The organism is Sphingopyxis sp. sgz302558, from assembly GCF_057220455.1.
In genome coordinates, this window is record NZ_JBXPUZ010000002.1 from 868,176 (window position 1) to 894,504 (window position 26,329).

Consider the following 26,329-nt stretch of genomic DNA (forward strand, 5'->3'; position numbering starts at 1 on the left):
CGATAGGCGAGCTTGGCATGAACGACCAGCCCAATTCTTCTTCCGCCGCCGCCGATACAGGCGCGGCGTTTCCGGAACCAGGGGTTCCGCAAATCCGCACGATCAACAGCGCCGGGATGTACGCCCTCTATGTCAAGGAGGTGCGGCGCTTTTTCAAGGTGCAGATGCAAACCATCTGGGCACCTGCGATTACCACCTTGTTGTTCTTGGTGATTTTCTCGGTCGCCCTGGGCGGGGCGAAGGGGCTGGTGCTGGGTGTGCCCTACGCCGATTTCCTCGCGCCCGGCCTGATCGTCATGGCAATGCTGCAAAACAGCTTCGCCAACGCCAGTTTTTCGCTGCTCGTCGGCAAGATTCAGGGCACAATTGTTGATTATCTGATGCCGCCGCTGGGGCTGGGCGAGTTGATGCTGGCGATGGTCGGCGCGGCGGTGACGCGTGCCGTGCTGGTTGGCTGCGCGCTGTGGCTGGTCATGCTGGCCTATCCCGGCGTCCATGTGTGGCCGCAGCATCTATGGGCAGTGGTATTGTTCGGACTATTGGGTGCAGCCATGCTGGGCTTTTTCGGACTCATCGCGTCAATCTGGGCAGAGAAGTTCGACCATGCGGCCGCCATTACCAATTTCGTTGTGGCCCCGCTCGCCCTGCTATCCGGCACATTTTATTCGGTCGACCGGCTGTCGCCGCTGGTTCAGGCCATCAGCCACGCCAACCCGTTCTATTATGTCATAATGGGCTTTCGCTATGGCTTCATCGGTGCGACCGATTCGAGTCTCGCCAATCCGATTGCCACCGCAATAGCCGTGTTGGTGGCGGTAAATGCGGTGCTGGCCTTTACCGGGTACCGTTTGCTGGCGAGCGGGTGGAAGTTAAAGCCCTAAATCAGCTGCCGATGTGTGAATGTGATTCATGACTACGCGGGGACTTTGCCGGTTGCGCTGAAACATGGTCGGCGCGGCAAGAAGCTTCAGTGCTTGAGCCGCTGGCGCAGCGAATAACGACCGTCCTTCATTCCGTCGAACATCTCGCCGATCTGCGGATGGTCAACCGGCCCAGCCGAACCGTCCGCCACCAGATTTTGCTGGCTGACATAGGCAATATAGCTGCTGTCCTCATTTTCGGCCAGCAGGTGATAGAAGGGCTGATCCTTGGGTGGACGGATCGTTTCGGGGATCGCCTGATACCATTCTTCGCTGTTCGCGAAGACGGGGTCGATGTCAAAAATCACCCCGCGAAAGCCGAACAGACGGTGGCGCACGATTTCGCCCGGCGCAAAGCGCGCGCTTTCAACCAGTGGCATTTCAGGATCACCGTCGCGGCGGCCCATAGCGGGACCAGAGGCTTGCGTCATAGCGTCAATTTATGGCCTGCCGGCGTTTTTGCAAGGGGGCACCGACATTCGGCGCAAAGGCTTGGCAAGCGAAACATGTTTCGCTAAGGGCCTGCGCTCGACTGGCCCCGGCTCCAAAAGCATGGGCAGCAAGTTCCAACCGGAACCCTCACGGAGAGGTGGCTGAGAGGTCGAAAGCACCGCACTCGAAATGCGGCGTGGGCGCAAGCTCACCGTGGGTTCGAATCCCACCCTCTCCGCCAATTTTCACGCCAACAGTGTGGGAATTCTAGGCTTTCCTAAGTTGGATTTTGATTTCCGTTCCACGCCCCATCCCACATTATTGCAGCGCCGCGCGCCTCTTCGGGCGGTGATGGCGAAGACAAGGCCCTGCCGCTCAACGAGGCCTTCCCTTGCCCAAGCAGACTTCTCAACGCGGGCAGATTAAGCGTGATTCTCCCTCGAAGCAACGGCGGCCGCAATCCGGCCAATGTGGCTGTTGACCGGCCGCGCTTGCATACAGGCCGAAACGATACTAAATAATCAGTGCGGGGTGGCGCCGGAGAATTCTGGAATGCGCCCCGCTCCTAGTTTGCGCGGATGATGCCCAGCCGCCGCGGGTCACCCGAGAAAGCCTGCTTAACTAGCACCTGCCGCCCAGCCAGTCCGTGGCGTGAAGTTCAATGGTGGTGTAAACCCCATGCTCAGCCTTAATCCGGCGCCGAAACGCGATTAGGTGATCCAGGGCGTCGGCCCAACGCGCGGCAGGGATTATGATCGCTGAGAAGCAGCAGGACACATCATCCTTTGAATCGTCGATATAAACTAGGTGCATGGAGAGGTGGAAGCAGCGCAGGCTCGGCAAGTCAATGAAACCGCTTATCGTGCATGGGGACAGCTCTGTGGATTAACCCAGCAAGGGATATGTTGCCCGAAATATCGGCCACGAAAGCGAAGAAGTGCCCAGAAAATCGCGGGTCCTACCTGTGAAATGGCAGGTGCAATCAGGCCCAAGACCGCTTTTTTGACCGCGGCCCATTGGGTTCATATGAAGCCACCGGTCCCGCGCCGTAGCTTTACGGCGCCGCGCGCGTCTGCCAGACCACCACTGACCAACCGGTAACCTGACGCGTCGTCTGATCGAAGCCAGGGGGTGTTCGGCAAAAAAGGGAAGCACAAGATGTCGAGGGCCGTCGTTGCATTGCTGGTTGCCGCCGCCATCGCCTTATTCTTCTGGTTCGACCTCGGCAGCTATCTCACCATTGCTGCTCTGAAGGAACAGCAGGACAGTTTTGCTGCGGCCTATGCCGACAATCCGGCGATGATTATCGCGGCTTTCATGGCGATTTATATCGCAGTCACGGCTGCATCGCTGCCCGGTGCGGCGATTTTGACATTGGCGGCGGGGACGCTGTTTGGGCTCGTCACGGGAACCATTATCGTGTCCTTCGCCTCGTCGATTGGCGCGACGCTGGCTTTCCTTGTCTCACGGCATCTCTTCCGCGACTGGGTACAGGCCAAATTTGGCCAGCGCCTCAAAGCCATCGACGACGGGATCGCGCGGGACGGCGCCTTCTATCTCTTCTCGCTGCGGCTGGTGCCCGTGTTCCCCTTTTTCATCGTCAATCTGTTGATGGGGCTGACGGCAATCCGGACCTTGACCTTTTATTGGGCCAGCCAGGTCGGCATGCTGCTGGGGACCATTGTTTATGTGAATGCCGGGACACAGCTGGCGCGTATCGATAGCCCTGGCGACATCGCCTCGCCTGCGCTGCTATTGTCCTTTACGGCGCTGGGCCTGCTGCCGTGGCTGGGCAAGGCGGTGATGGGGGCAATCAAGCGGCGGCGCGTTTATGCGCCGTATCGCAAGCCCAAAAAGTTCGACCGCAATCTGGTTGTCATCGGCGCCGGCGCAGCGGGGCTGGTATCAAGCTATATTGCCGCGACGGTGCGCGCGAAGGTGACACTGGTCGAAGATGGCAAGATGGGCGGCGACTGCCTTAATTTCGGCTGCGTCCCGTCCAAGGCACTGATCAAGAGCGCGCGGGTGGCGAAAACGGTGCGCGATGCCGCCGCCTATGGCGTGCAGGCGCAAGCGCCTACTGTCGATTTTCCGGCGGTCATGCGCCGCGTCGAAGAGGTTATCAAGGCCATCGAACCGCACGACAGCGTTGAACGCTTCACCGGAGTCGGCGTGGATTGCGTTGCGGGTTATGCCACCATCGTCGATCCCTGGACGGTCAGAATCCGCCGTCATGACGCCACCGAACAGGTGCTGACCACACGCTCAATCGTCATTGCAGCGGGAGCTGCGCCCTTTGTGCCCGATCTGCCGGGGCTTGCCGAGAGCGGTTATGTGACCAGCGACACGCTGTGGGAACGCTTTGGCGAACTCGCCCGGCTGCCAGAACGCATCATCATCATGGGTGGCGGGCCGATTGGTTGCGAGTTGGCGCAGGCCTTTGCCCAGCTCGGCGCGGCGGTGACTTTGGTCGAAATGGCGGGGCGGCTGCTGCTGCGCGAGGATGATGAGGTCAGCGCAGCGGTGTTGGCGGGGCTACGAAGCGCCGGGGTGGATGTGCGCTTGGCCCATAAGGCGCTGCGCTGCGAGGGTAGCGACGGCGACCGGCGGCTCATTGTGGCTTGTGAAGAGGACGAAACCGCCCTGCCGTTCGATGCGCTGCTGGTCGCAGTTGGCCGGCAGGCGCGGCTGACAGGCTATGGTTTGGAGGAGCTGGGAATCGACACCGCCCGAACCGTGGTGACCGATGATTATCTGGCGACCTTGTTCCCGAACATATTTGCGGCGGGCGACGTCGCTGGTCCTTATCAACTGACGCATGTCGCCTCGCACCAGGCATGGTTTGCCACGGTCAACGCGCTGTTCGGGCAGTTCAAGCGCTTCAAGGCCGATTATCGCGTGATCCCGGCGGTAACCTTTACCGAACCTGAAGTCGCGCGTGTCGGGCTGACCGAGCGTGACGCCAAGGAGCAAGGCATCGCCTATGACTTTACCACCTATCACCTCGATGACCTCGACCGCGCCATTGCCGACGGCGCTACGCAGGGTTTCGTCAAGGTGCTGACCGCCAAAGGCAAAGACCGGATATTGGGAGCGACCATCGTGGGCGAACACGCCGGAGAGCTGCTCGCCGAGTTCGTAACCGCCATGAAATTTAACATAGGTTTGAACAAGATATTGGCCACCATTCACAGCTATCCAACCTGGGCGGAAGCAAACAAATATGTCGCTGGCCAATGGAAGCAGGCGCGCAAGCCCGAACGGCTGCTGGACTGGGTCGAACGTTATCATGGCTGGCGGCGGGGCTGAGCTGTGGCGGTATTGACGCAGTTTCAGGGGCTGATCGGCGTTGCGCTGATTTTGCTGCTGTGCTGGGCCATCAGCGAAAACAGGGGTGAGCGGCCAGGTTGGCGCTGGATCGCTGTGGCGCTTTCGGCCCAATTGCTGCTTGCGCTTTTGATCGTGCGGGTCCCGGTCGTTTGGGATGCAATGACCCTGGCCAACCATGTGGTCAGCGCGATCGAGCGGGCAACGCTGGTCGGGTCGAGCTACATGTTCGGCTATCTGGGCGGTGCGCCCCTGCCTTTTGCTCTGCCCGAAGGTACACAGCCGCCATTGGTGATTGCGTTCCAGATCCTGCCGCTGATCATTGTGTTTTCAGCGATCTCGGCGCTGCTGTGGCATTGGGGCGTGCTTCGTCGGGCGATTGCGGGGATCGACTGGGCGTTACGGCGCGCGCTGGGGGTCAGCGGCGAAGTCGGGCTGGCGGGCGGAGCGACCATGTTTCTGGGGGTGGTCGAAACGCCGCTGGTATTGCGCGGCGCGCTGTCGCGCATGTCGCGCGCTGACCTGTTTGCTGCCATGTCGCTGATCATGGCGACCATTTCGGGCGCGCTGCTGATCCTTTACGCCACGACGCTGGGCAAGGTTTTGCCCGATGCGATTGGCCATATGATTGCGGCATCGCTGATTTCGCTGCCCGCAGCGATATTGGTGGCGCGGCTGATGGTTCCCGGCGAATCCAGCCCACCGGCATCCAGCGCATCGGACGAAGGCGAATTGCGCTATGAAAGCAGCATCGATGCCATCGTGCGCGGCACGGCCGACGGAATGCAATTGTTCCTTGCGGTGATTGGCGTGATCATCGTGGTATTCGCGCTGGTCAATCTGGTGGACCAGCTGCTGGCGGTGCTGCCGTTGGTCGAGGGCCAACCCGTCACGCTGCGCCGTGCCTTTGGCTGGCTGCTGGCACCGCTGATGTGGACGCTGGGGGTGTCATGGGATCAGGCACCAGCGGCGGGCGCGTTGATGGGAACCAAGGCAATCCTCAACGAGTATGTGGCGTATCTGGACCTGTCCAATGTTCCAGCAGAGGCCCTCGATGGGCGCGGGCTGTTGATTACCACCTACGCGCTGTGCGGCGTCGCCAATCTGGCCAGCGTTGGCCTGCTGGTTTCGACCATCGCCACCTTGGCACCACAGCGCCGCGCTGAAGTGGCCGCGCTGGGCGTCAAAAGCTGGATCGCGGGCAACGCCGCATCGGCACTCACCGGCGCGATGGTCGGGCTGGTCACACCGGTCTAGCGATGTTCGACGCGCGCCTCCGGCCATTGATTGATCCGCCGCTCAATGCCGCAGGGAAGTGGCTTGGCGAGCGCGGCGTCAGCGCTAATATGTTAACCATCGGGGGAATGTTTGTTGGCCTTGCTGCCGCTGTTGCAATATCACAAAGCGCTTTTGTTCCTGCGCTCGCGCTCATTCTGCTTAACCGCCTGATTGATGGCCTCGACGGAGCAGTTGCGCGTTCCATTGGGCCAAGCGATTTTGGCGGCTATCTCGACAGCCTGTGCGATTTCGCCTTTTACGTCGCGGTGCCGCTTGGATTTGCGGCAGCCGAACCTGTCAATGCCTTCCCGGCCGCGCTGCTGGTCGCCAGCTTTACCGTCACTGGCATTAGTTTCCTTGCGTTTGCCGCCATTGCCGCCAAACGCGGGCTGGAAACAACCGCGCATGGGCAAAAGAGTTTTTTCTATTCGACCGGCATTGCCGAAGGTGCAGAAACGATAGCGGTATTTGTGGTGATGACCCTGCTTCCGGCATATTTTGTCGTGATTGCATATGTTTATGCAGCACTCTGCCTCCTGACTGTCATGCAGCGCAGCTGGCTGAGTTGGCAGATTTTCGGCCGCCACTCAGGCTGAAGCGCAACCTTTCACAATACAACTGACCAAGATGTGCGCACGACACGACAGCAACTTTTTGCAGGGAACCGCGCCATGCTGACCGTCTTTGCCTATTCGACGCCCAACAGTATCAAGGTGCCGCTGGCGCTGGAAGAGGTAGGGCTGGCTTATGATTTGCGCCGTATCAATGTGCGGGCAGGCGAGCAAAAGGCGCCAGAGTTTCAGGCGCTAAACCCCAACGGCAAGGTGCCGGTCCTGGTCGACAGCAATGGGCCAGACGGCGAACTTGTGCTGACGGAATCAGCGGCAATTCTGGTTTATATTGCCGAAAAGAGTGGCAAACTTCTGCCTGCCAGCGGAGCGGCGCGCGCGCGCGTGTTCGAGCAGCTGTTTTTCCATGCGTCGGCGCTGTCGCCGAACTTCGGCAATGCCGGCTATTTCCAGAAGGCCGCGCCCGAGCCAATTCCGCACGCGATCGATCGCTTTCTGGGCGAAGCCAACCGGCTCGTCGACATGCTTGATAAGCTGCTCGCGAGCCATAGATATACCGCCGGTGACAGCCTTAGCATTGCCGACATTGCGCATTGGGGCTGGCTATGGCGTGCTTCCTTTGTCGGCATCGATCTCGCTACGCGACCGAATTTGTCGCGCTGGTATGCCGAACTGGCTGTGCGCCCGGCCTTTGCCGCAGCCGAAGCCAAGGTCACCGCACTGGCGACGTAGCTTCATCCTCGCGCCGAGCACGGAAATAATCAGCCAGCAGCTGATGGAGCTGGGGCTTGTTGCTCGCCCAGCGCCACGCCCCGTCGCGGCCAAGTGCAATATCGCTGTCTGGATCAAAATCATGATCCATCAAATGACGGTGCCGCACGCCAGCCTGACGGTCGGCCAAGGCGCCATGCCATAAATGCTGGATTTCCAAATCGGCGACGCCGACCTCGCCTTGCACAGCAGCATGAAATGGCTGAGCCCATTCCAGATAACGGCGCTGCTGGCAGGCGTTCATCCGGTGCAAGGCGATAACCGCATCGAAACAACCATAGGCGGCACTGGCCAAGGCCGTATCGCCACCGCCGATGATGCAGCCATCATAAAGGCCGTAGCGAGCAACTAGGTCGCGACGCGCTGCCCAGGCCATGCCCGGGGTTGCAGCGCCACCGGTGCGGTTGGTAACGCCCCCCAACACCGTCGTGGGCGCTGACCCTTGTTCGATCTGAGCGACTGCGCTGGAAGCACTGCGGTCGACGGCGCCATCCGGCCCCAGATACTGCACATGGCGATAAGCCTGCACCAGTGGCGCTGCCGCTAGCGCAGCGAGGAGCGGCTGCGCCCACCCGCGTTCCGCCACCAGGTCGCAGTCAATCCAAGCGACATGCGTGCATTCGGCTGGCAGGTGCGCGACAATCAGGTTGAGCAGCCGTTCCTTCTGCCACATCAGATCGCCGTCGCCGATGCGCAGATATAGCTCCGCATCACTGCGATTCAGATCCCATTGGCCGTCAAAGCCCAGCTCGGCCACGGCGAGCGGCAGATCAAGCGCCGCCCGAAAACGATGAAAATTCGCTTTGCGCCGGCGATAGCCCAGCGGGTTGAAATAGCTGGTTATGGCCCAAAGGCCCCCGGAGAAATCAACCATCTGTCGCACCGATATGCCGGACAATGCTGAGCCCGTCGCCACTCGCAAAGTCCAGCACTTGCCACGCCGGATCACGGCGCAGCACGTCAACATAGCGCGCAACGGTGTGCGTATAGGGCCGGTCATCGCCGTAAATGCGCGACACGCGCTCGCGAATGCTGTCGTGAAACAACACCAACGCATCAGGCGTCAGCTTGGGCCGCAGCGCGGCATGGTCGATCGCCGCCTGTTCAGCGCTGTGATAGCCGTCGATCATCGCCAGCCCGACTTCGCCCAGCGCTTGCCACTGTGGCGCATCCCCAAGTTGCTGCGTGGTCAGCGGCAGATGGTCGATGTTAAAGAGGTCAAAGCCAGCAAAATGCGCCGTAACCCGCGCTGGGTCGGTCCAGAAATCATCGACTAACGACGGGTCGATCAACAAAACGCGCCCGCCTTCACCATTGTCGGCCAGCCCGCGTGCAAACAGCATAGGCACAAACCCGCGGTATGAGCCAATCACCACAATGCGCTGCGGTCGCAACAATCGGGCAAGACCGTAATAGAGCCAGCCCAGCCCAATATTCTGGTCTTCGCCCCGCTGCGCATGCCCCATTTTGAGCATGTCCGGATCGCGTAGCAGCTGCGCGATCCACGGTGTCAGTCCATCAGACACAGAAAATCTTCCATCTTACCGCCGGGGCCGCGCTCGATCGCTGTCACGCGGGTCAAGCGGATGGCAAAGGGATGGCCAAGCCGGACGCGCACTGCATCCGCCAATGCGGCCTCCTCTGCGGCGGTCAGCGCGCGCGACAGGACCATCTGTACCTCGATAGTGTCGAAATCATGCTGAACCATCCGCACCGCTTCGATGGCGTCAAGGCGTGTCAGCATGTTCATGGGAAAGCCGGGCCACACCGATTCGCCGCCCGGCAAGCGCAGCATATTGCGCTTGCGGCCCAAAATGCGTTCAAGCACGGGCAAAGTTCGGCCACAGAGGCAATCCGATCCCAAGGTGGCATAGTCCCCAAGGTCGTAGCGCAGCAGCGGCGTCGCAAAGTTATGCAGCGAGGTCGCCACCACCCGGCCGCTTTCGCCGGGGGCACAAATCTGGCCGGCCGCATCGATGATTTCGATGAGCACATCCTCGGCCTGCACATGATAGCACCCGCGCTCGCATTGCAACGCGATGTAACCAACTTCGTTGGCCGAATAGATGTCGACGAGCGGCACTTCCCATGCCGCGTTCACCATTTCCGCCAGATCATCGGGCATGCGTTCGGAAAAGCTGCGCACTTCGATCAGCCCCGTGAGCCGTTCGCCACGCGCAAGGCACCGCACGGCAAGCGCGTGCAAATTTGAGGCATGCGAGAGCAGATATTGGGGGCGTTGCTCCAGCAGCCAGTCAATCTGTGCATCCACCGTCTGTCTTGCATCGAAGGTGACTGCGGGACCGGTCGCATATCCTGCATAGGCCGGGCCCCAGACTGGCGACTGTCCAGCCGCAGCACCAACCCGTATCGCCGCAAGTTTCCCGGACAGATCGCGGGAATGCCACAGCGAATCGCGCAGGCCTATGGCTTGCCAGAACAAGTCGGACAGCCCCGTCTTCGCTATCTCCAGCGGTGTGCCGGTCGAACCCGATGTCTTTAACGTAAAAATCTCGCCATGCCCCGCCGGGACCGGCATTGCCGCCAGTGCAGACCCAGCAGCCTTGGCGTGGGGCCGATCCAGGATTGGCAGCGCCGCAAACCAGCGTTCGGTTGGCGCGCCGGGAGCATAGCCCGCCGCATCAAGCCTGGCGCGCCAGAAGGCTGAGTGATCATGGGCATGCGCCGCCAACTCGGCAATCTGCGCCATTTGACGGACGCGGACGGCGGCGGGGTCAGCGCGCTCGCTGGTACGAAACTGGTGCTGCAGCACCTCAAGCGCGGCGGCGTGTCCCGTCAGCACCAACGGCCAAGCCATGCCCGGCAGCGGCCGATAAATCGGCCCGCTGCGCCGCCCATCATCGGTCCTCGCCCCCATCCGTGGTGGTCTGACGCGTTTTGTTGACGCTGACAATGGAATGTGTGGCGGACAGGGTGGGATTCGAACCCACGGTGAGCTTGCACCCACGGCGGTTTTCAAGACCGCTGCCTTAAACCACTCGGCCACCTGTCCTTGTTTTCGCGCATAACGGCGCACGCGGTGGCGACAAGCGAAAATGTGTGCTGGTCAAGCTTTGCCGCTTCGTGGCAAGGGTAGGGGATGAGGTTCCATTCTGAATTGCCCTTGCGTCGTTGGCCTATGTGGGTAGCCAGCGCGCTGGTGTTGCTCGGCTTGTCAGGCACGGCCGGGACGAGCGCCGCGCAGAATCGTGACAGCGATTTTACGGCCTATGTCCAATCGCTGTGGCCCAAGGCGCAGGCCAAGGGCGTGTCGCGCGCGACCTTCGACAGTATGACGGCCGGGCTTACCTATAACGCCCGGGTCATTGCGCTTGACCGTGACAATCTGTCGAGCGGGGCCACGGCGACCAGTCCAATTCCGTCATTTGCCCCCTATCGCGCCCGCCATGTGGACGCGCCGCGGATCAACGGCGGGCGCGCTGCCAAGGCGCGACTGTTGCCGCTGCTGGCCCGGATCGAGCGCGACACGGGCGTGCCGGCGCAGATCATGATTGCCATATACGGCCACGAAACGGCTTATGGCAAAGTGACGGGCAGTTTTGATCTGCCGCAAGCGCTGGCGACGCTGGCGTTTGATGGGCGCCGCCGCAACCTGTTCGAACCCGAATTGATCGCAACGATGCAAATGGTCGAGCGCGGCGTACCGCGCAGCGAGCTGCGAGGCAGCTGGGCCGGGGCGTTCGGCTATCCGCAATTCCTGCCCTCGGTTTATCTGCGCGTGGCCCGCGACGGCGATGGCGACGGACAGGCGCGTATTTGGGCAAGCGAAGCCGATGCCATCGCCTCGATAGGCAATTATCTGCACCAAGCCGGGTGGCGGCGCAGCGAACCATGGGGCGTGGCAGTGCGCGTTCCCGACAGCCTGAACCGCGCCGCGCTGGCGAGCCGATTGCAGCCCGGGCGCTGCCCGCGGGTGTTCGCGCGCCACAGCCGCTGGCAAAGCATGGCCGAATGGCGGCGTACGGGCATCACGCCCGAAAACGGCAACTGGCCGCGCGACAATGTGCAAGCTGTCCTGTTGGAGCCCGACGGTCCGGGACGCACCGCCTATTTGCTGACCGGTAACTATCGCGCGATATTGGATTATAACTGCTCGAACTTTTACGCGCTGTCGGTGGGATTGCTGGCCGATGAAATCACTCGCTAATTGCGCTGTGTCCTTCGCGCTGCTGCTGTTGGCGGCGTGCGGCAGCGTCGATGGTGCCACCGATGGCCCGACCAAACGCCCGGCCACCGGCAGCACGGTCCCCGCTGCCGCGCCGGTCAGCGACAGCCCCGTTAAAATCGGGGATCCTTATGTCATTGACGGTGTTACCTACACGCCGCGCGATGTGATCGACTATGACGATGTCGGCTATGCCAGCTGGTACGGCAACGAATTTGCCGGGCGCGCGACCGCCAATGGCGAGGCCTTTAATCCGGCTGCCTTCAGCGCGGCGCACAAAACATTGCCGCTGCCCAGCTATGTCGAGGTGACCGCGCTTGATAGCGGACGGACCATATTGGTGCGCGTCAATGACCGTGGACCAATGGATAACCGCCGGCTGATCGACTTGTCCGAGGCCGCAGCAAAGCAACTGGGCATCGCCGACACGCCTGCTGCCGTGCGCGTCCGCCGGGTCAGCCCGCCGCAATCGGAACGGGCCGCCCTGCGCGCGGGTCAGGCGGTGTCTGAGCGGCTGGAAACGCCCGATTCACTGCTGAAAATTCTGCGGGCCAAGGCTGCAGCGTTACCGCCAGCGTCGGAGGTTCCGGCGGTCGCCGTGGCGGCACCGACGCCGCTGCCTGCCACGAGAGCGCCCGATCCGGCGGCGGCGCCGGAGCCTGCAAAGCCCGTGGCTTCAGGAAGCTATGTTGTGCAAGTCGCTGCATTCAGCACCCGCGCGCGGGCTGATGCGGCGGCAGCGAGTGTTGGCGGCAACGTCAGCGTGGCCGGCAATTTATGGCGCGTGCGCATGGGGCCATTCACCGATGCCGCCGCTGCCCAAAATGCGCTGACGGCTGCCAAGGCCAAGGGCTATGACGACGCTCGCATCCTGCGGGACAAATAGATTGCGGGGGAAATTCATCACATTGGAAGGCGGGGAGGGGGTTGGTAAGTCCACCCAGCTTGCCGCGCTCGCCGCGGACCTAACCGCGCGCGGCATAAAGGTCGTAACGACCCGCGAGCCCGGCGGGACCGAAGGGGCCGAGGCCATCCGCCGCTTGCTGCTCGAGGGCGGGGCCGACCGTTGGAACAGCGCCAGCGAAGCATTGCTGTTTGCAGCGGCACGCGGGGATCATGTTGCCAAACTGATCGAACCTGCGCTTGCGCGGGGCGAGTGGGTGCTGTGCGATCGTTTCGTTGATTCAACGCGCGCCTACCAAGGCGGAGGCGGCGGCATGGCTGACGCCGACATCCTGACCTTGCACCGCATCGGATCGGGCGCGCTATTGCCCGACCGAACCTTTCTGCTGCAGCTGGCAAGCGACGTTGCCGCGACGCGCCTGCACGCACGCGATGGCGACCGGCCCGACCGCATGGGGGCCAAGCCCGCTGCATATCATGCACGGCTGGCGGCGCGTTTTGCCGAACTGGCCGCAGCCGAGCCCGCGCGTTGGCGCATCGTTGATGCAAGCGGCGACGCGAATATGGTAACCAATCATTTGCTGGCCGCGCTTGCCGATTTATTGCCATGCTGATCGGACTTGACCCCGCCGAGCGCATTTTTTTGGAAAGCTGGCAAAGCGGGCGGCTGCACCATGCATGGCTGCTAGCCGGGCCGCAGGGGCTGGGGAAGGCGGCCTTTTCCCACCGAATTGCGCGCTTTCTGCTGACGCGCACGAACGGTGCGCCGGCCGACACCCCAGACGGATTGCGCAGTGAGGGTGATTTTGCCGCTGCAAAGCTGCTCGACGCGGGCAATCATCCCGAACTCCACCTGCTTGAACGGCTGACCAAAGAAGCGGGCAAGGATGCCGCGCGCAACATTACCGTCGATCAGGTGCGCGCGCTGATTTCGCGGTTGCAATATACCATTGCTATTGGTCATTGGCGCGTCATCATCGTCGATGCGATCGATGATCTGGAAGCGGGCGCGGCCAATGCACTGCTCAAAACGCTTGAAGAGCCGCCAGCCAAAACACTGTTTTTGCTTGTCAGCCATTCGCCTGGAAGGCTGCTGCCGACCATCCGGTCGCGCTGCCGTTTGCTACGGTTCCAGCCGCTCGAACCTGCGGTGCTGCGCAGCTGGCTGATCGAGCAGCGGCCCATTGCCGATATGCGTCAGATCGACGCGGCGATAACGGCGGCTGGCGGCATTCCGGGCCGCGCGCTGGAACTGGTCGACGGCGAAACCGCCCAGATGGAACAGCGCCTGCTGGCCATCGCGGCGCACGGCGATCCGGGTAACCGGTTACGCGACGCATTGGCGCGCGATGTGGCCGGGGTGGCAGGCAAGGCCCGCTTTCGCTTGCTTCTGGACCTGGCACCACGCCTGCTGTTGCGGTTGGCGCGCGAGCGGGGGACGACAGGCGCGACAGAGACGCTCGCAAGCTGGGACCAGGTACAGACCATTAGCCGCAATGCCATTTCGGGCAGTTATGATCCTGCAATGATCGCCTTCGACATTGGCAATAGTTTTGCCGCACTGGCAGGGACCAGCGCTTCCCCTGCGCGGGCATAGGCGTTAGAGGCACGCGAATGAGCGAGCCTTTCTATATCACCACCGCGATCAGCTACCCCAACGGGCGCCCGCATATCGGCCACGCCTATGAGGCGATTGCCACCGATGCCGTCGCGCGCTTTCACCGCATGATGGGCCGCGATGTACGGCTTGTGACCGGCACCGACGAACATGGGCTAAAAATGGTGCAGACGGCGCGCGCTGCCGGGCGCGAGACACTGGAATTCGCTGACGAAATGTCGGGATATTTCCGTGATATGTGCGCCGGTTTGAATATTGCCCATGACAATTTCATGCGCACCAGTGACCCGCGCCACCATGCCGCGAGCGTTGCGCTGTGGGAAGCGATGGCGGCGAGGGGTGACCTGTATCTCGACCGCTATGAGGGCTGGTATTCGGTGCGCGACGAAGCTTTTTACGATGAAAGCGAATTGGTGGATGGGGAAGGGGGCACGCGTCTTTCGCCGCAAGGCACACCCGTCGAATGGACCGCCGAGGAAACCTGGTTTTTTCGCCTGTCGGCGTACCAGGACCGACTGCTCGCGCTTTACGCTGACCAACCTGATTTCATTCGTCCGGAAAGTCGCCGCAACGAGGTCATCCGGTTTGTCGAGGGCGGCCTTAAGGACCTTAGCGTGTCGCGGACCAGCTTTGACTGGGGTGTCCCAGTCCCGGGGTCGCCGGGGCATGTCATGTATGTCTGGGTCGATGCGCTGACGACCTATTTGTCGGGCATCGGATATCCGACACGCGGCGGCGAATTTGACCGCTTCTGGCCCGCCGATGTGCACATCATCGGCAAAGATATTGTGCGTTTTCATGCAGTTTACTGGCCAGCTTTTCTGATGTCGGCAAATCTGCCCTTGCCCAAACAGGTGTTCGGCCACGGCTTCCTGCTCTCACGCGGGGAGAAAATGTCGAAGTCGCTGGGCAATGTGGTCGATCCGATGGAACTCGCGGCGTTGTTCGGGGTCGACCAACTGCGTTATTTCTTTCTGCGCGAAGTGAGCTTCGGGCAGGATGGCAGCTATAGTGCAGAGGCCATAGTTACACGGGTGAATGCCGAGCTGGCCAATGGCTTCGGCAATCTGGCGCAGCGCACTTTGTCACAGATTTTCAAGAATCTGGACGGCTATCTTCCTGCCATTCATGGGCACACGACGGACGACGAAGCCCTGTTCGCTACCGTCGATACCATTATCCGCGAAACCATGCCTTCGGCCTATAGCGATCTGGCGATGGCACAGGCGCTGGAGGCTTGGATGCAGGCGGTGTTCGCGTGTAACGCCTATATCGACGCCCAAGCGCCGTGGTCCCTGCGCAAAACGGATCCCGCGCGGATGGAAACGGTGTTGTCGACCCTTTACATCTGCATCGCGCAGCTTGCGGTGGCGGTGCAGCCGGTCATCCCGGCCAGTGCCACACGCTTGCTCGACGCTATGGGCATCGCGCCCGCACTGCGCAACCCCGAAGCCATAGCGAGCCACTGGTATTCGCCCCTTGCCGAGGGCGGTTTCCGGCTAGAGGCGCCCCAGGGGCTCTTTCCCCGCCTTGAGCTGCCCGCCGAAGAGACGGCAGCATGATCGTCGATTCGCATTGCCACCTGAATTACAAAGGCTTGGTTGAACGCCAGGGCGAGGTGCTGGCCCGCGCACGCGGGGCCGGGGTGGGGGCGATGCTCAACATTTCGACGCGTGAGAGCGAGTGGGACGATGTACTCGCCGTTGCCGAGGCGCATCCCGACGTCTGGGCCTCGGTAGGCATCCACCCGCACGAGGCGGACGGACACGTCGGTGTCGATGCAGCGCGGCTGATTGACCGCGCCGCGCATCCGCGCGTGATTGGCATCGGCGAGAGCGGGCTCGACTATTATTATGACCACAGCGACCGGGCGCAGCAACGCGCCAGCTTCCGCGAACATATTGCGGCATCGCGCACCACCGGTTTGCCGCTGATCGTGCACACCCGCGATGCCGAGGAAGATACGGCAGCTATCCTGCGCGAGGAGATGGAGCAGGGGGCTTTCCCGGGGGTGATCCACTGTTTCACCGCCAGTGCCGATTTTGCCCGGGTTGCGCTGGATCTGGGCTTTTATATTTCGCTGTCAGGCATTGTTACCTTCAAAAATGCGCATGATTTGCAGGCCGTGGCCCGGTGGTTGCCCGGAGACCGGCTGCTGGTGGAGACCGATGCACCCTTTCTGGCACCCGTTCCGCATCGTGGAAAACCGGGTGAGCCGTCATTCGTGGCCGATACGCTGCGTTTCATTGCGAATTTGCGCGACGAAAGTGCTGATGACATTGCCGCAGTAACCACCGCCAATTTCTATCGCCTGTTCGCCAAAGCCGTTCCGCCTTCATCGCCACCATGCTGAAAATCCGCATATTGGGCTGCGGCACGTCATCGGGCGTGCCGCGCATCGGCAATGATTGGGGCCAGTGCGATCCGGCCAATCCGCGCAACGCCCGCACCCGAGCGTCGGTAATGGTATCGCTCGATGATTACAAGCTATTGGTCGATACCAGCCCGGACATAAGGCAGCAGCTGCTGGATGCTCAAATTTCGAGCGTTGATGCCGTGATCTGGACCCATGACCATGCAGACCATTGTCATGGCCTTGATGATCTGCGCCAGATTTCGCATATCAAACGTATGCCGGTTTTGGCTTATGCTCGGCAAAGCGTGCTCGACCGGCTGCACCGCCGCTTCACTTATGCCTTCGATGGCAATTTCGGTTATCCGCCGCTGATCGAGGCGCAGCCGCTGCTCGATCGCCAGCGCATGGGAAAGCTGGAGGTTTCGGCCATAGAAATGCCCCATGGCCCGGTTCAGGCAAGCGGATTGCGTTTCAGTGATGGGAATAAGAGTATCGGTTATGCCACCGATTTTTCTGAATTTACCGACGCGATGGTCGAATTCTTTCGCGGCGTTGATCTGTTTGTTATCGATGCACTGCGGCGGCATCCGCATCCGACCCATCCGCATTTGGCCATGACGCTCGCCGGGCTCGAGCGATGCGGTGTCAAGCGCGCTGCGCTGGTGCATATGGACAATACCATGGACTATGACGACCTTATGGGCGAACTTCCTGACGGCGTAGAACCCGGGTTTGACGGGCTGGAGCTGTGGGCATGAACGGAGGCCAATGGGTTCAGATCATCTGGTTTGTTGGTGCACTGACACTGGTAATCAGCGCCGTCGTTGCGCACCGGATTCCAGCCGGCACGATGCTGAAAATGATCCTGGTGTGGGTCGTGATTTTCGGTGCGGTGACGTTATTGGCTTGGGGGTGGCAGCTGATCCGCTGACCGATAACATCGTTTATTTAACATAATACTTATTATCGGATAACTTGATGTCAACTGAACCGGCCGATGCTAACGCTGCCCCTCACCCGATCGATCGTCTGCTGGGCGTCATGCGCCAACTGCGAAACCCTGTTGGCGGCTGCGAATGGGATTTGGCCCAGAATTTCGCATCAATCGCACCCTATACAATCGAGGAAGCCTATGAACTTGCCGATGCCATTGCGGCGGGCGATGCGGGACATATTCTCGAAGAATTGGGCGATCTGCTGTTACAGGTGGTCTTCCACGCACAAATTGCCGCCGATGAAGGCTTGTTCGATTTCGATGCGGTCGCCGACACCATTTCCGACAAAATGATCCGCCGCCACCCGCATATTTTTGGCGACGGCCATAATTTGCCCCAGCGCGCGGCGTGGGAGGCAATCAAGGCAGAAGAGCGCCAGAACAAGCAGCCGGGCAACGCAAGCGCGTTGGCGGGCGTCGCGCTGGCATTGCCGGCGTTGAAGCGCGCCGACAAACTCCAGGCACGTGCAGCCCGGGTAGGTTTCGACTGGCCAGATGTGGCCGGACCGGTCGCCAAGGTGCAAGAAGAGCTCGCCGAACTTGCTGCCGCGCCCGACGATGCTGCGCGGTTCGAAGAAATGGGCGACCTCCTCTTCGCCGCCGCCAATATTGCTCGCAAACTGGGCATCGATCCCGAAACCGCGCTGGCTGCTGCTAATCGCAAGTTCGAGGCCCGCTTCGCAGCGATGGAAGCGCTGGCGGACGGCAGCATCGAAGGCCTTGACCTCGAAGCCCAAGAAGCGCTGTGGCAGCAGGTTAAAGTGGCTGGAGGCTGACTTCCGGCCAGTGCTGGGCAAAACGTGCCCAATCGCTGGGCGACAGGCGCGCCTCAACCTCTGCCGTCCCAGCAGCGTCGCTTGTTTGCTTCACGACCCTGCCATGCGCGTGCAGCCAAGCCAGCGCATCACCCTGCTCCGCCGCTAACGACAATCGACGCCCCTGATGATCGCGGGTCAACCGGCTACTGACTGCGCGCAGCGCACGCTGCACACCTTCCCCGGTCAGCGCTGATACAATCACCACATCGTCGCGCGCTGCGGCCCGCTGTTCCAAAAGCGCGCGCAGATCGGGATCGCACCGGTCAATCTTGTTCCAAAGCTCGATCTGCGGAATGGGGTCGGCCCCTTCCCCATCGTCATGGTTCACCTGCCCGGTCACGCCCAAATCGGCCAGGATCGTGCGCACATCTTCATATTGCGCTTCGCTGTCAGGGTGCGACATGTCGCGAACATGGGCGATCAAATCGGCGGTCGTGACCTCTTCCAATGTGGCGCGAAAGGCGGCGATTAACTGGGTCGGCAGGTCGGAGACAAAGCCCACCGTATCGGACAGAATCGCCTTGTCGATTTCCGGCAAGCGGATTTCGCGCATGGTGGGGTCCAGCGTTGCAAACAGCATGTCCGCAGCCATGACGTCACTGTGCGTCAACCGATTAAAAAGTGTCGATTTTCCAGCGTTGGTATAGCCGACCAAAGCGATTACCGGCCACGGCGCCTTTTGTCGCCGCCCGCGCTGCAGCCCGCGCGTCCGGCGCGCCTCGTCAAGCTGTTTGCGGATCCGCGCCATGCGGTCGCGGATCATGCGGCGATCGGCTTCGATCTGCGTTTCGCCGGGGCCGCCGAGAAAGCCGAAGCCACCGCGTTGACGTTCAAGGTGGGTCCAACTGCGGACTAGCCGCCCCGATTGATAGTCGAGGTGCGCCAGTTCGACCTGCAAGCGCCCTTCGGCGGTTGCGGCGCGCTCGCCAAAAATTTCAAGGATCAAGCCCGTGCGGTCGATCACCTTGGTGCCCAGCGCCGTTTCCAGATTGCGTTGTTGAATGGCCGTGAGGGCGGCATCGATCACCACCAGCTCTACGGCATTTTGCGCGATTATCGGGACCAGCGCTTCGATTTGCCCCACGCCGATCAGCGTTGCCGCGCGGGTCTGGCGCAAACGCAGCAACTGGACATGACGGATATCGAGCGCAATCGCGCGCGCCAGCCCGGCGGCCTCTTCCGCACGCGCGTCGAGATCGCGCCTGACCCCCTGCCCGCGCCATTCGGGCACGACCAGCAGCGTTGCTGTGCCGGGGGATTGGCGTTGGGTCAGGCCTCGCCTTCCCCGCCCTCTTCATCGTCACTCAGATTGATGGGGCCGTTGGGCTGAACCGTGGAAATGGCGTGTTTGTAAACCAGCTGTACCTGCCGGTCGCGCTCCAACAGCACGCAAAACAGGTCGAAGGCTGCGATGTCGCCCTGCAGCATCACTCCATTCACCAGGAACATCGTTGCCGATTCCCCCGATTTGTGGACGGCGCCCAAGAAAATCTCTTGCAGAGTCTTTGACTTGCCGGTCGGTGCTGGCAACAGCGCACGCAATTGATCGACTTCATAGCCATGGCCCGGCATCACCGTGGAAATAGCGTGCTTGTACACCAGCTGCGATTGGCCATCGCGGCGAAGCAACAGCGAAAAATTGTCAAACCAAGTGATAATGCCCTGTAATTTAACGCCCTTTACCAGGAACATGGTGACGGGCGTTTTGCTGCGTCGCAGGCTATTCAGGAAGAGATCCTGGAGATTTTGCTGCTTGTCGGACATTGGCTTGTTCCTATTTTTGGCAGGGTTTCCCTGCATTGCTTTGGGCCGCCAGCGTGAACGGTGGCGCTGTGGTAGCAAAGCTGCCGCGATCGTCCAGCATGCTTTTTCCAATGCCGCCAACTAGGTCAGATCTCATCCTCGCGCACGTCGGTCAGGCCAAGCAGCTTCAACTTGCGGTGCAGCGCCGATCTTTCCATCCCGACAAAAGTCGCGGTGCGCGAAACATTGCCCGAAAACCGCCTGATCTGAATGCGCAGATATTCGCGCTCAAAATTCTCACGGGCTTCCTTGAGCGGCGTCGACATAATCGCTTCGCCTGATGGCAGGCTGTCGCTACCGGACCGCAGAATCTCGCCGGGCAACAAGTCAAGTTCGATGCGTTGCAACCGTTCGCTGGGTGCCAGGATCATGACCCGCTCTATGACATTGCGAAGCTCGCGCACATTGCCCGGCCACTCATGCGCCTGCAGCGCGGCCATCGTTTCCAGCGCGATGACCGGTGGGGGCACGCGGCGCTCGGCGGCATAGCGCATAGCAAAATGCTCACACAGCGGCGCAATGTCGTCGCGCCGCTCGCGCAGTGGCGGGATATGCACCGGGACCACATTCAGCCGGTAGTAAAGATCTTCGCGAAATGATCGATCAGCAATTGCGGCCAACAGGTTTCGGGCGCTGCCCGACACAATCCGCACATCGACCCGGATCTGCGTCGAACCGCCGACCCGCATGAAACTCTGATCGGTCAGCACCCGCAGAATTTTTCCTTGCGTTGTCAGCGGCATATCGGCCACTTCGTCCAGAAACAGCGTGCCGCCATGCGCCTGTTCGAGCAGGCCGGGGCGAATGCTGCCGTCGGGCAGTTCGATGCCGAACAATTCCTGCTCGACCGTTTCGGGGTCCATGCGCGCCGAGGAGATCACCCGGAACGGGCCGTTCGAGCGGTTGCTCCATTGGTGCAGCACGCGCGCAGCCACCTCTTTTCCGGTGCCCGGTGCGCCGGTGATCAGCACCCTGCTTCCGGTATTGGCGACCCGTTTCAACGTTGCGCGGACCTGATTAATGGCGGCGCTGGTGCCGGTTAATTCATCGGCCTGCCCTGCCCGTTCGCGCAGCGCCTCTACCTCTGACCGCAATCGTTCGGTCTCGGTCGCGCGCGCAACAAGGTGCAGCAAGCGACTGGCTTCAAACGGTTTTTCGATAAAGTCGAACGCCCCGCGCCGAATGGCTGCAACCGCGGTATCAATCCCGCCATGCCCGGAAATGACGATGATCGGGATGGTGGCATCCATCGCTTTCACCGCTTCGACCAACCCCAGTCCATCCAGCCGTGACCCCTGCAACCAGACATCGATCAGCACCAGCGAGGGACGACGCTGGCGGATGGCGTCGAGCGCTGCGTCGCTGTTTGCGGCCGTGCGCGCTTCATAGCCTTCGTCTTCCATGACGCCGGCCACAAGCTCGCAAATATCACGTTCATCGTCGACAATCAGAATATCTAGCGCCATTTCAATCTCTTGCTTGAATTACCCGGGTGCGGCCAGGAACGGTCTCGGCCGCTGCCTCAATGACTTCCCCAGACCGGCCAACAAGGTTTTGCAACTTGTCGGCAAAAAGGGTCATGGTCACGCGCGCCCCACCCCCCGGCGCATCGGCAAAATCAATCTCGCCGAGATGGTCGTCGATAATCTTCTTGACGATGGCGAGGCCAAGGCCGGTGCCCGTCTGCCGCGTCGTGATATACGGCTCGGCGATACGGTCGCGCTCGGGCGGCAGCCCGACGCCGGTGTCAGCCACGCTGATCTGCAGGACGTTGTCTTGCTTAAGGACGCTCACCGCTATGCGGTCCGACCCATGCTCCGCGCCCGAGACATCGCGATCACGAAGCCGCTTTTCATCAATCGCCTCAACAGCGTTTTTGACCACATTCGTCACGGCCTGCGACAGCAGATGGCGATCGCACACCAATGGCGTTACATCGTCGGGCGCATCCAGCGCGAATGCGATGTCGGGCCGCGCGACTTCGAACAGGAACACCGACTGGCGCACAATATCGCGTACGTCTTCGAGCCCAAAGGTCGGTGCGGGCATGCGGGCAAAGCTGGAAAACTCGTCGACCATGCGGCGCACGTCAGCGACCTGGCGCACGATAGTTTCGGTGAGCTTGGTGAAGACGCCGGCATCCTCATCCAGCTTTTTGCCAAAACGCCGCTGCAAACGCTCGGCGGCAAGCTGGATCGGGGTAAGCGGATTCTTGATTTCGTGCGCGATGCGCCGCGCCACATCGGACCAAGCAGCGCGCCGCTGATCGTGCAATTGCTGGGTTATGTCCTCAAAGCTGAGCACATGACCGTCATTCAAGGCGACTGCCTTGGCCGCGATCGTGACCTGTTCACGTCCGGGCAGCGTCAACGTCAAAACGGCGTCAGGCTGGCCACCGTCAACCAGCCGGGCCAGCTCTGGCGACACGGCGACCAGCGGGCGCCCGGTCAATTCCGCAGCGCTGTGCCCCAACATGGCTTCCGCGGTTGCGTTGGCCAGGCGGATCCGTCCAAGCGAATCGAGCGATATCACTGCCGACGATACGCGCGACAAAACGGTTTCGATAAAGGCCCGGCGCGTTTCAAGCTGTTCATTGGCGCGCAGCAACGCGCCGGTCTGCCCCTGCAACTGCTCGGTCATGCTGTTGAAGGCGCGGGCGAGGACGGCGATTTCGTCATCGCGCCAAGATGGTTCGACGCGCACCGATAGATCCCCACCCGCGGCAGTCCGCGCGGCGCCCACCAGCACACCGAGCGGTCGCACAATCCGGTCGGCCACGACAATGGCAGCGACCACCGCCAGCGCGAGCAACAGGATGGCGCCCAGATAAAGCGCGCCGTTGAACTGTAACTGCAACTGGCGCGAGCGCTGGAACAAGGCGTTATAGTCAGCCAGCACCGAATTGGCGCGTACCGACTGCTGAAATCCCGGCACATTGAAGTCGCGCGACGCATAAAGATAGGCGCGGCGCGACCCCGGCAGACGCGTTGCTGCTTCGATCCGGTCCGATTCGCGAACGATGACCACCGCCTCGCCCGCATCCAGCCGTTTGACCATGTCGGGCTGCAACCGGTTGTCGGCGGCCCGATTGTCAGGGTCGATTGCCGCGGCCGTACGGGCTACGCCATCGGTGCCAATTTCGATGATGGCGGATTCGTTGAGATTGCGGACGACCACCTGCTGGAAATAATAGTCGGAAAATGCCGGATCATCGATAGGCGCTCGGCCAAGGAAATTGCCCAAATCCTTGGCCATTGCGATGGTATTGGCGCCCACTTCGCGTTGGTTTTCTTGATAATAGCCCTCGGCGAGGCTGGCGGCATTCTCAAACATGCCGCGCGATCGGTCCGAGAACCAGAAATCGACGCCGAACTGGAACAACAGCGAAGCGAAAATGGCGACCAGCAGGGTCGGCGCAGCGGCTATCAATGAGAACAATGCAACCAGCCGGACGTGTAAGCGCCCATTGCCCCCGATCATCGTCCGCATGGCGCGCGCGCGGGCCACGCGGCTGCCGATCAGCACGATCAGCGCCAACGCCGGCACCAGATTGGCTACCATGATTGCGGCGACGACAGCCGGGCTGAGCAACTGTTCGCTTTGCCGGTCACCCGTCACATAAAGATAGGTGGCAAGGCCCACACTCGCCATGGCCGCAAGTGCATAATATTCAGGGGCGCCAAAGCGCCAAAACCGCCCCTGCTGTCCATCGGCAGCCGGTGCGTCAGCGAATGACATGGAAATTGTTGCAGCGAAGCGACATGGCTGTTGCCTAGAAAGCACATTGCATCGTGGCGTGCCAGCAAATTCCCCGCTTGCTGCCGTGGCCCTAGTTACCCTTACGCGAATGTAGCATTCCCAATTCGGTCAGCCGCTTGCGCAACGTATTGCGGTTAATGCCCAACAGCCGCGCCGCGGCAAGCTGATTACCACCGCAATGCGCCATGACCTTTCCAAACAGAGCGCGGTCGGCAACATCGTAGAATTTGCCAGCCAGTTCCAAGTCTTCGGTCGTGGCCAGCGCATTTTCACACCAAAGTTCAATGGCGTCGGCGACCCGGTTGTCCCAGCCAGCAGCTTGATCGACGACTGATTCCGGACCAGCGCCAAAAATGTTGCGAACCTCTTCGGCCGAAACGCTGGTGTCGCGGGCGAGCAGCGTCAGTCGTTGGACGACATTGGCAAGCTCGCGGATGTTCCCTGGCCAATCATGTCGCTCCAGCAATCCGATGGCTTCGGATGTGAAGTGGCGCACTGGCAAGCCCGCGGCCTGCCCTTGCGCGGCGAAATGGCCAACCAAGGCGGCAATGTCGCTCCGCCGCTCGCGCAGAGGAGGCATTTCCACGGGAATGACATTTAGGCGATAGTAAAGGTCCTCGCGGAACAGCCCTTCGCGGACCAAGGCGGCAATGTCGCGGTGCGTGGCGGCAATTACACGGACATCGGCACGCAGCAAGTCATGGCCGCCCACCCGGCTATATTCATTGCTTTGCAGCACGCGCAGCAACCGTGTCTGCGCCTCGACCGGCATGTCGCCAATCTCGTCGAGGAACAAGGTTCCGCCCGCAGCCTGCTCAAAGCGTCCGGCCTTGCGGGCAACAGCACCGGTAAAAGCACCCTTTTCGTGGCCGAACAGCTCGGCTTCAATCAAATCACGCGGAATGGCTGCCATGTTTATCGCCACAAATGGCCCGTTGCGGCGCAGCCCGGTTGCGTGGATCGCCCGCGCAGCAAGCTCTTTACCCGTGCCCGATTCGCCGAGCACGAGCACAGCAAGATCGTTGGACGCCAGCCGCGCGATGGTGCGATAGACGGCTTGCATAGCCGGAGCGCGGCCGATCAGCCCATGGCTCGACGGGCTATCGTCAACGCCTGCGACGGCCGCCGCATCGCCGCGCCGCGCCAAAGCCGCGCGGACACTGGCAATCAATTCGGTCAGGTCAAAGGGTTTGGGCAGATAGTCGTAACTGCCAAGGTCAGCGGCCCGGACCGCAGTATCGAGCGTATTTTGTGCCGACAGGACGATAACCGGTATCTGGGCTTGCTGCACCGACGGGGGCAAGGAAGCCAATCCGTCGCCGTCGGGCAGGACCACGTCGGTGATCAGCAAGTCGGGCATAAGAACCGCCAATGCAGCATCGCGCGCCGCCAAAGTGGCGGCGACCGCAATATCGGCCGCTTCGCCGCGCAGCGCCTCTGCCACGATCAACGCGATGGCAGGATCGTCTTCGACGATCAGAACGCGCTTTGCCCTAGCCATATTTCATTCCTGTCCTGCGATCGGGACCGGGAAGGTGCAACCGGAACTGGGTCCATTCGTCTTTGCGCCGATATTGCACCGCCCCGCCCATGTCGCGCGCCAACCGGGCGACCAGCGCCAACCCAAGCCCCTGTCCGTCGCGTTTGCTGGTGACAAAGGGTTCGAAAATGGCGTCGCCCAGTTCGGGATCAATACCGGGGCCATTGTCGGATACGCAAATCTCGATGGGCACGGCAACGCGGCCTCCGCCATGCTCGATGAGCAGCCCATGGCGATAGCTGGTACTGAACCGAATGATCGCCATGGGCCGATCGGCCAGTGCATCGACCGCATTATTGGCCAGGTTCATCAGTATCTGGACGATGGCGTCATGATTGCCAGTTGCATGCGGGATCGACGGATCAAACTGTTCGATGATGCGGATACGATCGCCATGGGCGGCACGCAAACTGTCGGTCACTTGCTGCAAGGCTGGATAGATATTGATGGTATCGCAGGCCATTGGCTGGCCGTGCGAGAAGGGCTGCATCCGGTCGATCAATGCGGCAATGCGGTCAACTTCGGCGCAAATCAGGTCGGTGAAGCGGCCCACATTCCCCTCTGGCTGACGGGCTATGAGTTGCGCCGCACCGCGAATGCCCGCCAACGGGTTTTTGATTTCATGCGCGAGTATCGCCGCTGCAGCTCCAGCCGAACGCCCACTGCCGCTGTTGCCGATGGCCAGCAGCTCACCCGCCCCGATGATAGGGTTAAGCGTCAGCAAGCGGTGCCCCGCGTCGCCAAGCGCAACGATTTGGACATCGGCCACCATAGCCGCAGTCTGCCCCACTTTGAGCCGAACCCCGTGCGCGAGATAGCCAAGCGTTTCCAGCGAGCGCAAACGTTGCTCCTGCGCCGCATCAAACTGCACAACGTCATATAGCGCCCGACCCAGCATCGCCGAGCGCCCCATGTTGGCAAGCTGTTCTGCGGCCTGGTTGACGAAGGCGATCGCGTCGGTGGCAGTAAGCAGAAAGGTAGCGACCGGATGGGCCTGCAGCAAATCATCGGCAAGCAAGGGAAAACCGGGCTGGTCCGACGATGGCATCGCGACA

Annotated in this window: 24 protein-coding genes and 2 tRNA genes; 15 read left to right on the forward strand and 11 right to left on the reverse strand. The window is 61.3% G+C overall.

Annotation, left to right across the window (positions count from 1 at the left end; genetic code table 11):
- Nucleotides 1-17: 17 nt before the first annotated feature.
- A complete protein-coding gene (locus tag AC2TC0_RS09675; RefSeq protein ID WP_484717291.1) occupies nucleotides 18-881 on the forward strand; it encodes an ABC transporter permease in 864 nt (287 codons plus the stop codon).
- A gap of 86 nt (nucleotides 882-967) precedes the next feature.
- On the opposite strand, the gene hspQ is transcribed toward AC2TC0_RS09675, so the two are convergent.
- Nucleotides 968-1,351 carry a heat shock protein HspQ gene (hspQ, locus tag AC2TC0_RS09680; protein ID WP_484717292.1) on the reverse strand — a complete coding sequence of 128 codons (384 nt, stop codon included), beginning with the start codon at nucleotides 1,349-1,351 and terminating at the stop codon, nucleotides 968-970.
- 152 nt (nucleotides 1,352-1,503) lie between these two features.
- Here hspQ and AC2TC0_RS09685 point away from each other — a divergent pair.
- The 5 genes from AC2TC0_RS09685 to AC2TC0_RS09705 all read left to right on the forward strand — a co-directional run bounded on the left by AC2TC0_RS09685 (nucleotide 1,504) and on the right by AC2TC0_RS09705 (nucleotide 7,258).
- Nucleotides 1,504-1,593 (forward strand) — tRNA-Ser (locus tag AC2TC0_RS09685).
- Between the two features lie 917 nt (nucleotides 1,594-2,510).
- Nucleotides 2,511-4,661 (forward strand): FAD-dependent oxidoreductase, encoded by a 2,151-nt coding sequence (locus AC2TC0_RS09690; RefSeq protein WP_484717293.1) that lies wholly within the window; start codon nucleotides 2,511-2,513, stop codon nucleotides 4,659-4,661.
- Between the two features lie 3 nt (nucleotides 4,662-4,664).
- Nucleotides 4,665-5,936, forward strand: a complete 1,272-nt coding sequence (locus tag AC2TC0_RS09695) for a NupC/NupG family nucleoside CNT transporter (RefSeq protein WP_484717294.1) — start codon at nucleotides 4,665-4,667, stop codon at nucleotides 5,934-5,936.
- A gap of 2 nt (nucleotides 5,937-5,938) precedes the next feature.
- Nucleotides 5,939-6,553, forward strand: coding sequence for a CDP-alcohol phosphatidyltransferase family protein (locus AC2TC0_RS09700; protein ID WP_484717295.1), 615 nt, complete (start codon nucleotides 5,939-5,941; stop codon nucleotides 6,551-6,553).
- A gap of 75 nt (nucleotides 6,554-6,628) precedes the next feature.
- Nucleotides 6,629-7,258, forward strand: a complete 630-nt coding sequence (locus AC2TC0_RS09705) for a glutathione S-transferase family protein (RefSeq protein WP_484717296.1) — start codon at nucleotides 6,629-6,631, stop codon at nucleotides 7,256-7,258.
- Here AC2TC0_RS09705 and AC2TC0_RS09710 read toward each other — a convergent pair.
- From AC2TC0_RS09710 to AC2TC0_RS09725, 4 genes are all read right to left on the reverse strand, one after another.
- Nucleotides 7,239-8,171: a hypothetical protein gene (locus tag AC2TC0_RS09710; RefSeq protein WP_484717297.1), complete on the reverse strand. Its 933-nt coding sequence runs from the start codon at nucleotides 8,169-8,171 to the stop codon at nucleotides 7,239-7,241. The two genes, AC2TC0_RS09705 and AC2TC0_RS09710, sit on opposite strands and share 20 nt — an antisense overlap.
- Nucleotides 8,164-8,823: a class I SAM-dependent methyltransferase gene (locus AC2TC0_RS09715; RefSeq protein WP_484717298.1), complete on the reverse strand. Its 660-nt coding sequence runs from the start codon at nucleotides 8,821-8,823 to the stop codon at nucleotides 8,164-8,166. Before AC2TC0_RS09715 ends, AC2TC0_RS09710 begins: the two co-directional genes overlap by 8 nt.
- A complete protein-coding gene (locus AC2TC0_RS09720) occupies nucleotides 8,808-10,175 on the reverse strand; it encodes a phenylacetate--CoA ligase family protein (RefSeq protein ID WP_484717299.1) in 1,368 nt (455 codons plus the stop codon). The genes AC2TC0_RS09715 and AC2TC0_RS09720 overlap by 16 nt, the downstream gene beginning before the upstream one ends.
- A gap of 45 nt (nucleotides 10,176-10,220) precedes the next feature.
- Nucleotides 10,221-10,310 (reverse strand) — tRNA-Ser (locus AC2TC0_RS09725).
- A gap of 126 nt (nucleotides 10,311-10,436) precedes the next feature.
- On the opposite strand from AC2TC0_RS09725, the gene AC2TC0_RS09730 reads away from it, so the two are divergent.
- From AC2TC0_RS09730 to mazG, 9 genes are read left to right on the forward strand one after another with little or no spacing between them, the layout of a single operon-like run.
- Nucleotides 10,437-11,465 (forward strand): lytic murein transglycosylase, encoded by a 1,029-nt coding sequence (locus AC2TC0_RS09730; protein WP_484717300.1) that lies wholly within the window; start codon nucleotides 10,437-10,439, stop codon nucleotides 11,463-11,465.
- Nucleotides 11,449-12,369: a septal ring lytic transglycosylase RlpA family protein gene (locus tag AC2TC0_RS09735; protein ID WP_484717301.1), complete on the forward strand. Its 921-nt coding sequence runs from the start codon at nucleotides 11,449-11,451 to the stop codon at nucleotides 12,367-12,369. The genes AC2TC0_RS09730 and AC2TC0_RS09735 overlap by 17 nt, the downstream gene beginning before the upstream one ends.
- Nucleotides 12,338-13,000 carry a dTMP kinase gene (gene tmk, locus AC2TC0_RS09740; protein WP_484717302.1) on the forward strand — a complete coding sequence of 221 codons (663 nt, stop codon included), beginning with the start codon at nucleotides 12,338-12,340 and terminating at the stop codon, nucleotides 12,998-13,000. The genes AC2TC0_RS09735 and tmk overlap by 32 nt, the downstream gene beginning before the upstream one ends.
- A complete protein-coding gene (locus AC2TC0_RS09745; protein ID WP_484717303.1) occupies nucleotides 12,994-13,983 on the forward strand; it encodes a DNA polymerase III subunit delta' in 990 nt (329 codons plus the stop codon). Before tmk ends, AC2TC0_RS09745 begins: the two co-directional genes overlap by 7 nt.
- 17 nt (nucleotides 13,984-14,000) lie before the next feature.
- Nucleotides 14,001-15,566, forward strand: a complete 1,566-nt coding sequence (gene metG / locus AC2TC0_RS09750) for a methionine--tRNA ligase (RefSeq protein ID WP_484717304.1) — start codon at nucleotides 14,001-14,003, stop codon at nucleotides 15,564-15,566.
- Entirely contained in the window at nucleotides 15,563-16,357 is a 795-nt protein-coding gene (locus AC2TC0_RS09755; protein WP_484717305.1) for a TatD family hydrolase, read from the forward strand. Before metG ends, AC2TC0_RS09755 begins: the two co-directional genes overlap by 4 nt.
- Nucleotides 16,354-17,118 (forward strand): MBL fold metallo-hydrolase, encoded by a 765-nt coding sequence (locus AC2TC0_RS09760; RefSeq protein ID WP_484717494.1) that lies wholly within the window; start codon nucleotides 16,354-16,356, stop codon nucleotides 17,116-17,118. Before AC2TC0_RS09755 ends, AC2TC0_RS09760 begins: the two co-directional genes overlap by 4 nt.
- Nucleotides 17,115-17,291 (forward strand): hypothetical protein, encoded by a 177-nt coding sequence (locus AC2TC0_RS09765; RefSeq protein WP_484717306.1) that lies wholly within the window; start codon nucleotides 17,115-17,117, stop codon nucleotides 17,289-17,291. The genes AC2TC0_RS09760 and AC2TC0_RS09765 overlap by 4 nt, the downstream gene beginning before the upstream one ends.
- A gap of 47 nt (nucleotides 17,292-17,338) precedes the next feature.
- Nucleotides 17,339-18,130: a nucleoside triphosphate pyrophosphohydrolase gene (gene mazG, locus AC2TC0_RS09770; protein ID WP_484717307.1), complete on the forward strand. Its 792-nt coding sequence runs from the start codon at nucleotides 17,339-17,341 to the stop codon at nucleotides 18,128-18,130.
- On the opposite strand, the gene hflX is transcribed toward mazG, so the two are convergent.
- From hflX to AC2TC0_RS09800, 6 genes are all read right to left on the reverse strand, one after another.
- Complete coding sequence (gene hflX / locus AC2TC0_RS09775; protein WP_484717308.1) at nucleotides 18,111-19,403, reverse strand: GTPase HflX; 1,293 nt, start codon at nucleotides 19,401-19,403, stop codon at nucleotides 18,111-18,113. The genes mazG and hflX overlap by 20 nt on opposite strands.
- 38 nt (nucleotides 19,404-19,441) lie before the next feature.
- Nucleotides 19,442-19,936, reverse strand: coding sequence for an RNA chaperone Hfq (gene hfq, locus AC2TC0_RS09780; protein WP_484717309.1), 495 nt, complete (start codon nucleotides 19,934-19,936; stop codon nucleotides 19,442-19,444).
- Between the two features lie 125 nt (nucleotides 19,937-20,061).
- Nucleotides 20,062-21,441: a nitrogen assimilation response regulator NtrX gene (gene ntrX, locus AC2TC0_RS09785; protein ID WP_484717310.1), complete on the reverse strand. Its 1,380-nt coding sequence runs from the start codon at nucleotides 21,439-21,441 to the stop codon at nucleotides 20,062-20,064.
- A gap of 1 nt (nucleotide 21,442) precedes the next feature.
- Nucleotides 21,443-23,713 (reverse strand): sensor histidine kinase, encoded by a 2,271-nt coding sequence (locus AC2TC0_RS09790; protein WP_484717311.1) that lies wholly within the window; start codon nucleotides 23,711-23,713, stop codon nucleotides 21,443-21,445.
- A gap of 91 nt (nucleotides 23,714-23,804) precedes the next feature.
- On the reverse strand, nucleotides 23,805-25,235 hold the full coding sequence (locus AC2TC0_RS09795) for a sigma 54-interacting transcriptional regulator (RefSeq protein ID WP_484717312.1): 1,431 nt from the start codon (nucleotides 25,233-25,235) through the stop codon (nucleotides 23,805-23,807).
- Nucleotides 25,228-26,322 carry a two-component system sensor histidine kinase NtrB gene (locus AC2TC0_RS09800; RefSeq protein WP_484717313.1) on the reverse strand — a complete coding sequence of 365 codons (1,095 nt, stop codon included), beginning with the start codon at nucleotides 26,320-26,322 and terminating at the stop codon, nucleotides 25,228-25,230. Before AC2TC0_RS09800 ends, AC2TC0_RS09795 begins: the two co-directional genes overlap by 8 nt.
- Nucleotides 26,323-26,329: the final 7 nt, after the last annotated feature.

Excerpts from the sequence above, each read along its gene's own strand:
- AC2TC0_RS09675 (WP_484717291.1), top strand. The coding sequence starts at position 18 with ATGAACGACCAGCCCAATTCTTCTTCCGCCGCCGCCGATACAGGCGCG.
- hspQ (WP_484717292.1), bottom strand. The coding sequence starts at position 1,351 with ATGACGCAAGCCTCTGGTCCCGCTATGGGCCGCCGCGACGGTGATCCT.
- AC2TC0_RS09690 (WP_484717293.1), top strand. The coding sequence starts at position 2,511 with ATGTCGAGGGCCGTCGTTGCATTGCTGGTTGCCGCCGCCATCGCCTTA.
- AC2TC0_RS09700 (WP_484717295.1), top strand. The coding sequence starts at position 5,939 with ATGTTCGACGCGCGCCTCCGGCCATTGATTGATCCGCCGCTCAATGCC.
- AC2TC0_RS09705 (WP_484717296.1), top strand. The coding sequence starts at position 6,629 with ATGCTGACCGTCTTTGCCTATTCGACGCCCAACAGTATCAAGGTGCCG.
- AC2TC0_RS09710 (WP_484717297.1), bottom strand. The coding sequence starts at position 8,171 with ATGGTTGATTTCTCCGGGGGCCTTTGGGCCATAACCAGCTATTTCAAC.
- AC2TC0_RS09720 (WP_484717299.1), bottom strand. The coding sequence starts at position 10,175 with ATGGGGGCGAGGACCGATGATGGGCGGCGCAGCGGGCCGATTTATCGG.
- AC2TC0_RS09730 (WP_484717300.1), top strand. The coding sequence starts at position 10,437 with ATGTGGGTAGCCAGCGCGCTGGTGTTGCTCGGCTTGTCAGGCACGGCC.
- AC2TC0_RS09735 (WP_484717301.1), top strand. The coding sequence starts at position 11,449 with ATGAAATCACTCGCTAATTGCGCTGTGTCCTTCGCGCTGCTGCTGTTG.
- tmk (WP_484717302.1), top strand. The coding sequence starts at position 12,338 with ATGACGACGCTCGCATCCTGCGGGACAAATAGATTGCGGGGGAAATTC.
- AC2TC0_RS09745 (WP_484717303.1), top strand. The coding sequence starts at position 12,994 with ATGCTGATCGGACTTGACCCCGCCGAGCGCATTTTTTTGGAAAGCTGG.
- metG (WP_484717304.1), top strand. The coding sequence starts at position 14,001 with ATGAGCGAGCCTTTCTATATCACCACCGCGATCAGCTACCCCAACGGG.
- AC2TC0_RS09755 (WP_484717305.1), top strand. The coding sequence starts at position 15,563 with ATGATCGTCGATTCGCATTGCCACCTGAATTACAAAGGCTTGGTTGAA.
- AC2TC0_RS09765 (WP_484717306.1), top strand. The coding sequence starts at position 17,115 with ATGAACGGAGGCCAATGGGTTCAGATCATCTGGTTTGTTGGTGCACTG.
- mazG (WP_484717307.1), top strand. The coding sequence starts at position 17,339 with ATGTCAACTGAACCGGCCGATGCTAACGCTGCCCCTCACCCGATCGAT.
- hfq (WP_484717309.1), bottom strand. The coding sequence starts at position 19,936 with ATGTCCGACAAGCAGCAAAATCTCCAGGATCTCTTCCTGAATAGCCTG.
- ntrX (WP_484717310.1), bottom strand. The coding sequence starts at position 21,441 with ATGGCGCTAGATATTCTGATTGTCGACGATGAACGTGATATTTGCGAG.
- AC2TC0_RS09790 (WP_484717311.1), bottom strand. The coding sequence starts at position 23,713 with ATGTCATTCGCTGACGCACCGGCTGCCGATGGACAGCAGGGGCGGTTT.
- AC2TC0_RS09795 (WP_484717312.1), bottom strand. The coding sequence starts at position 25,235 with ATGGCTAGGGCAAAGCGCGTTCTGATCGTCGAAGACGATCCTGCCATC.
- AC2TC0_RS09800 (WP_484717313.1), bottom strand. The coding sequence starts at position 26,322 with ATGCCATCGTCGGACCAGCCCGGTTTTCCCTTGCTTGCCGATGATTTG.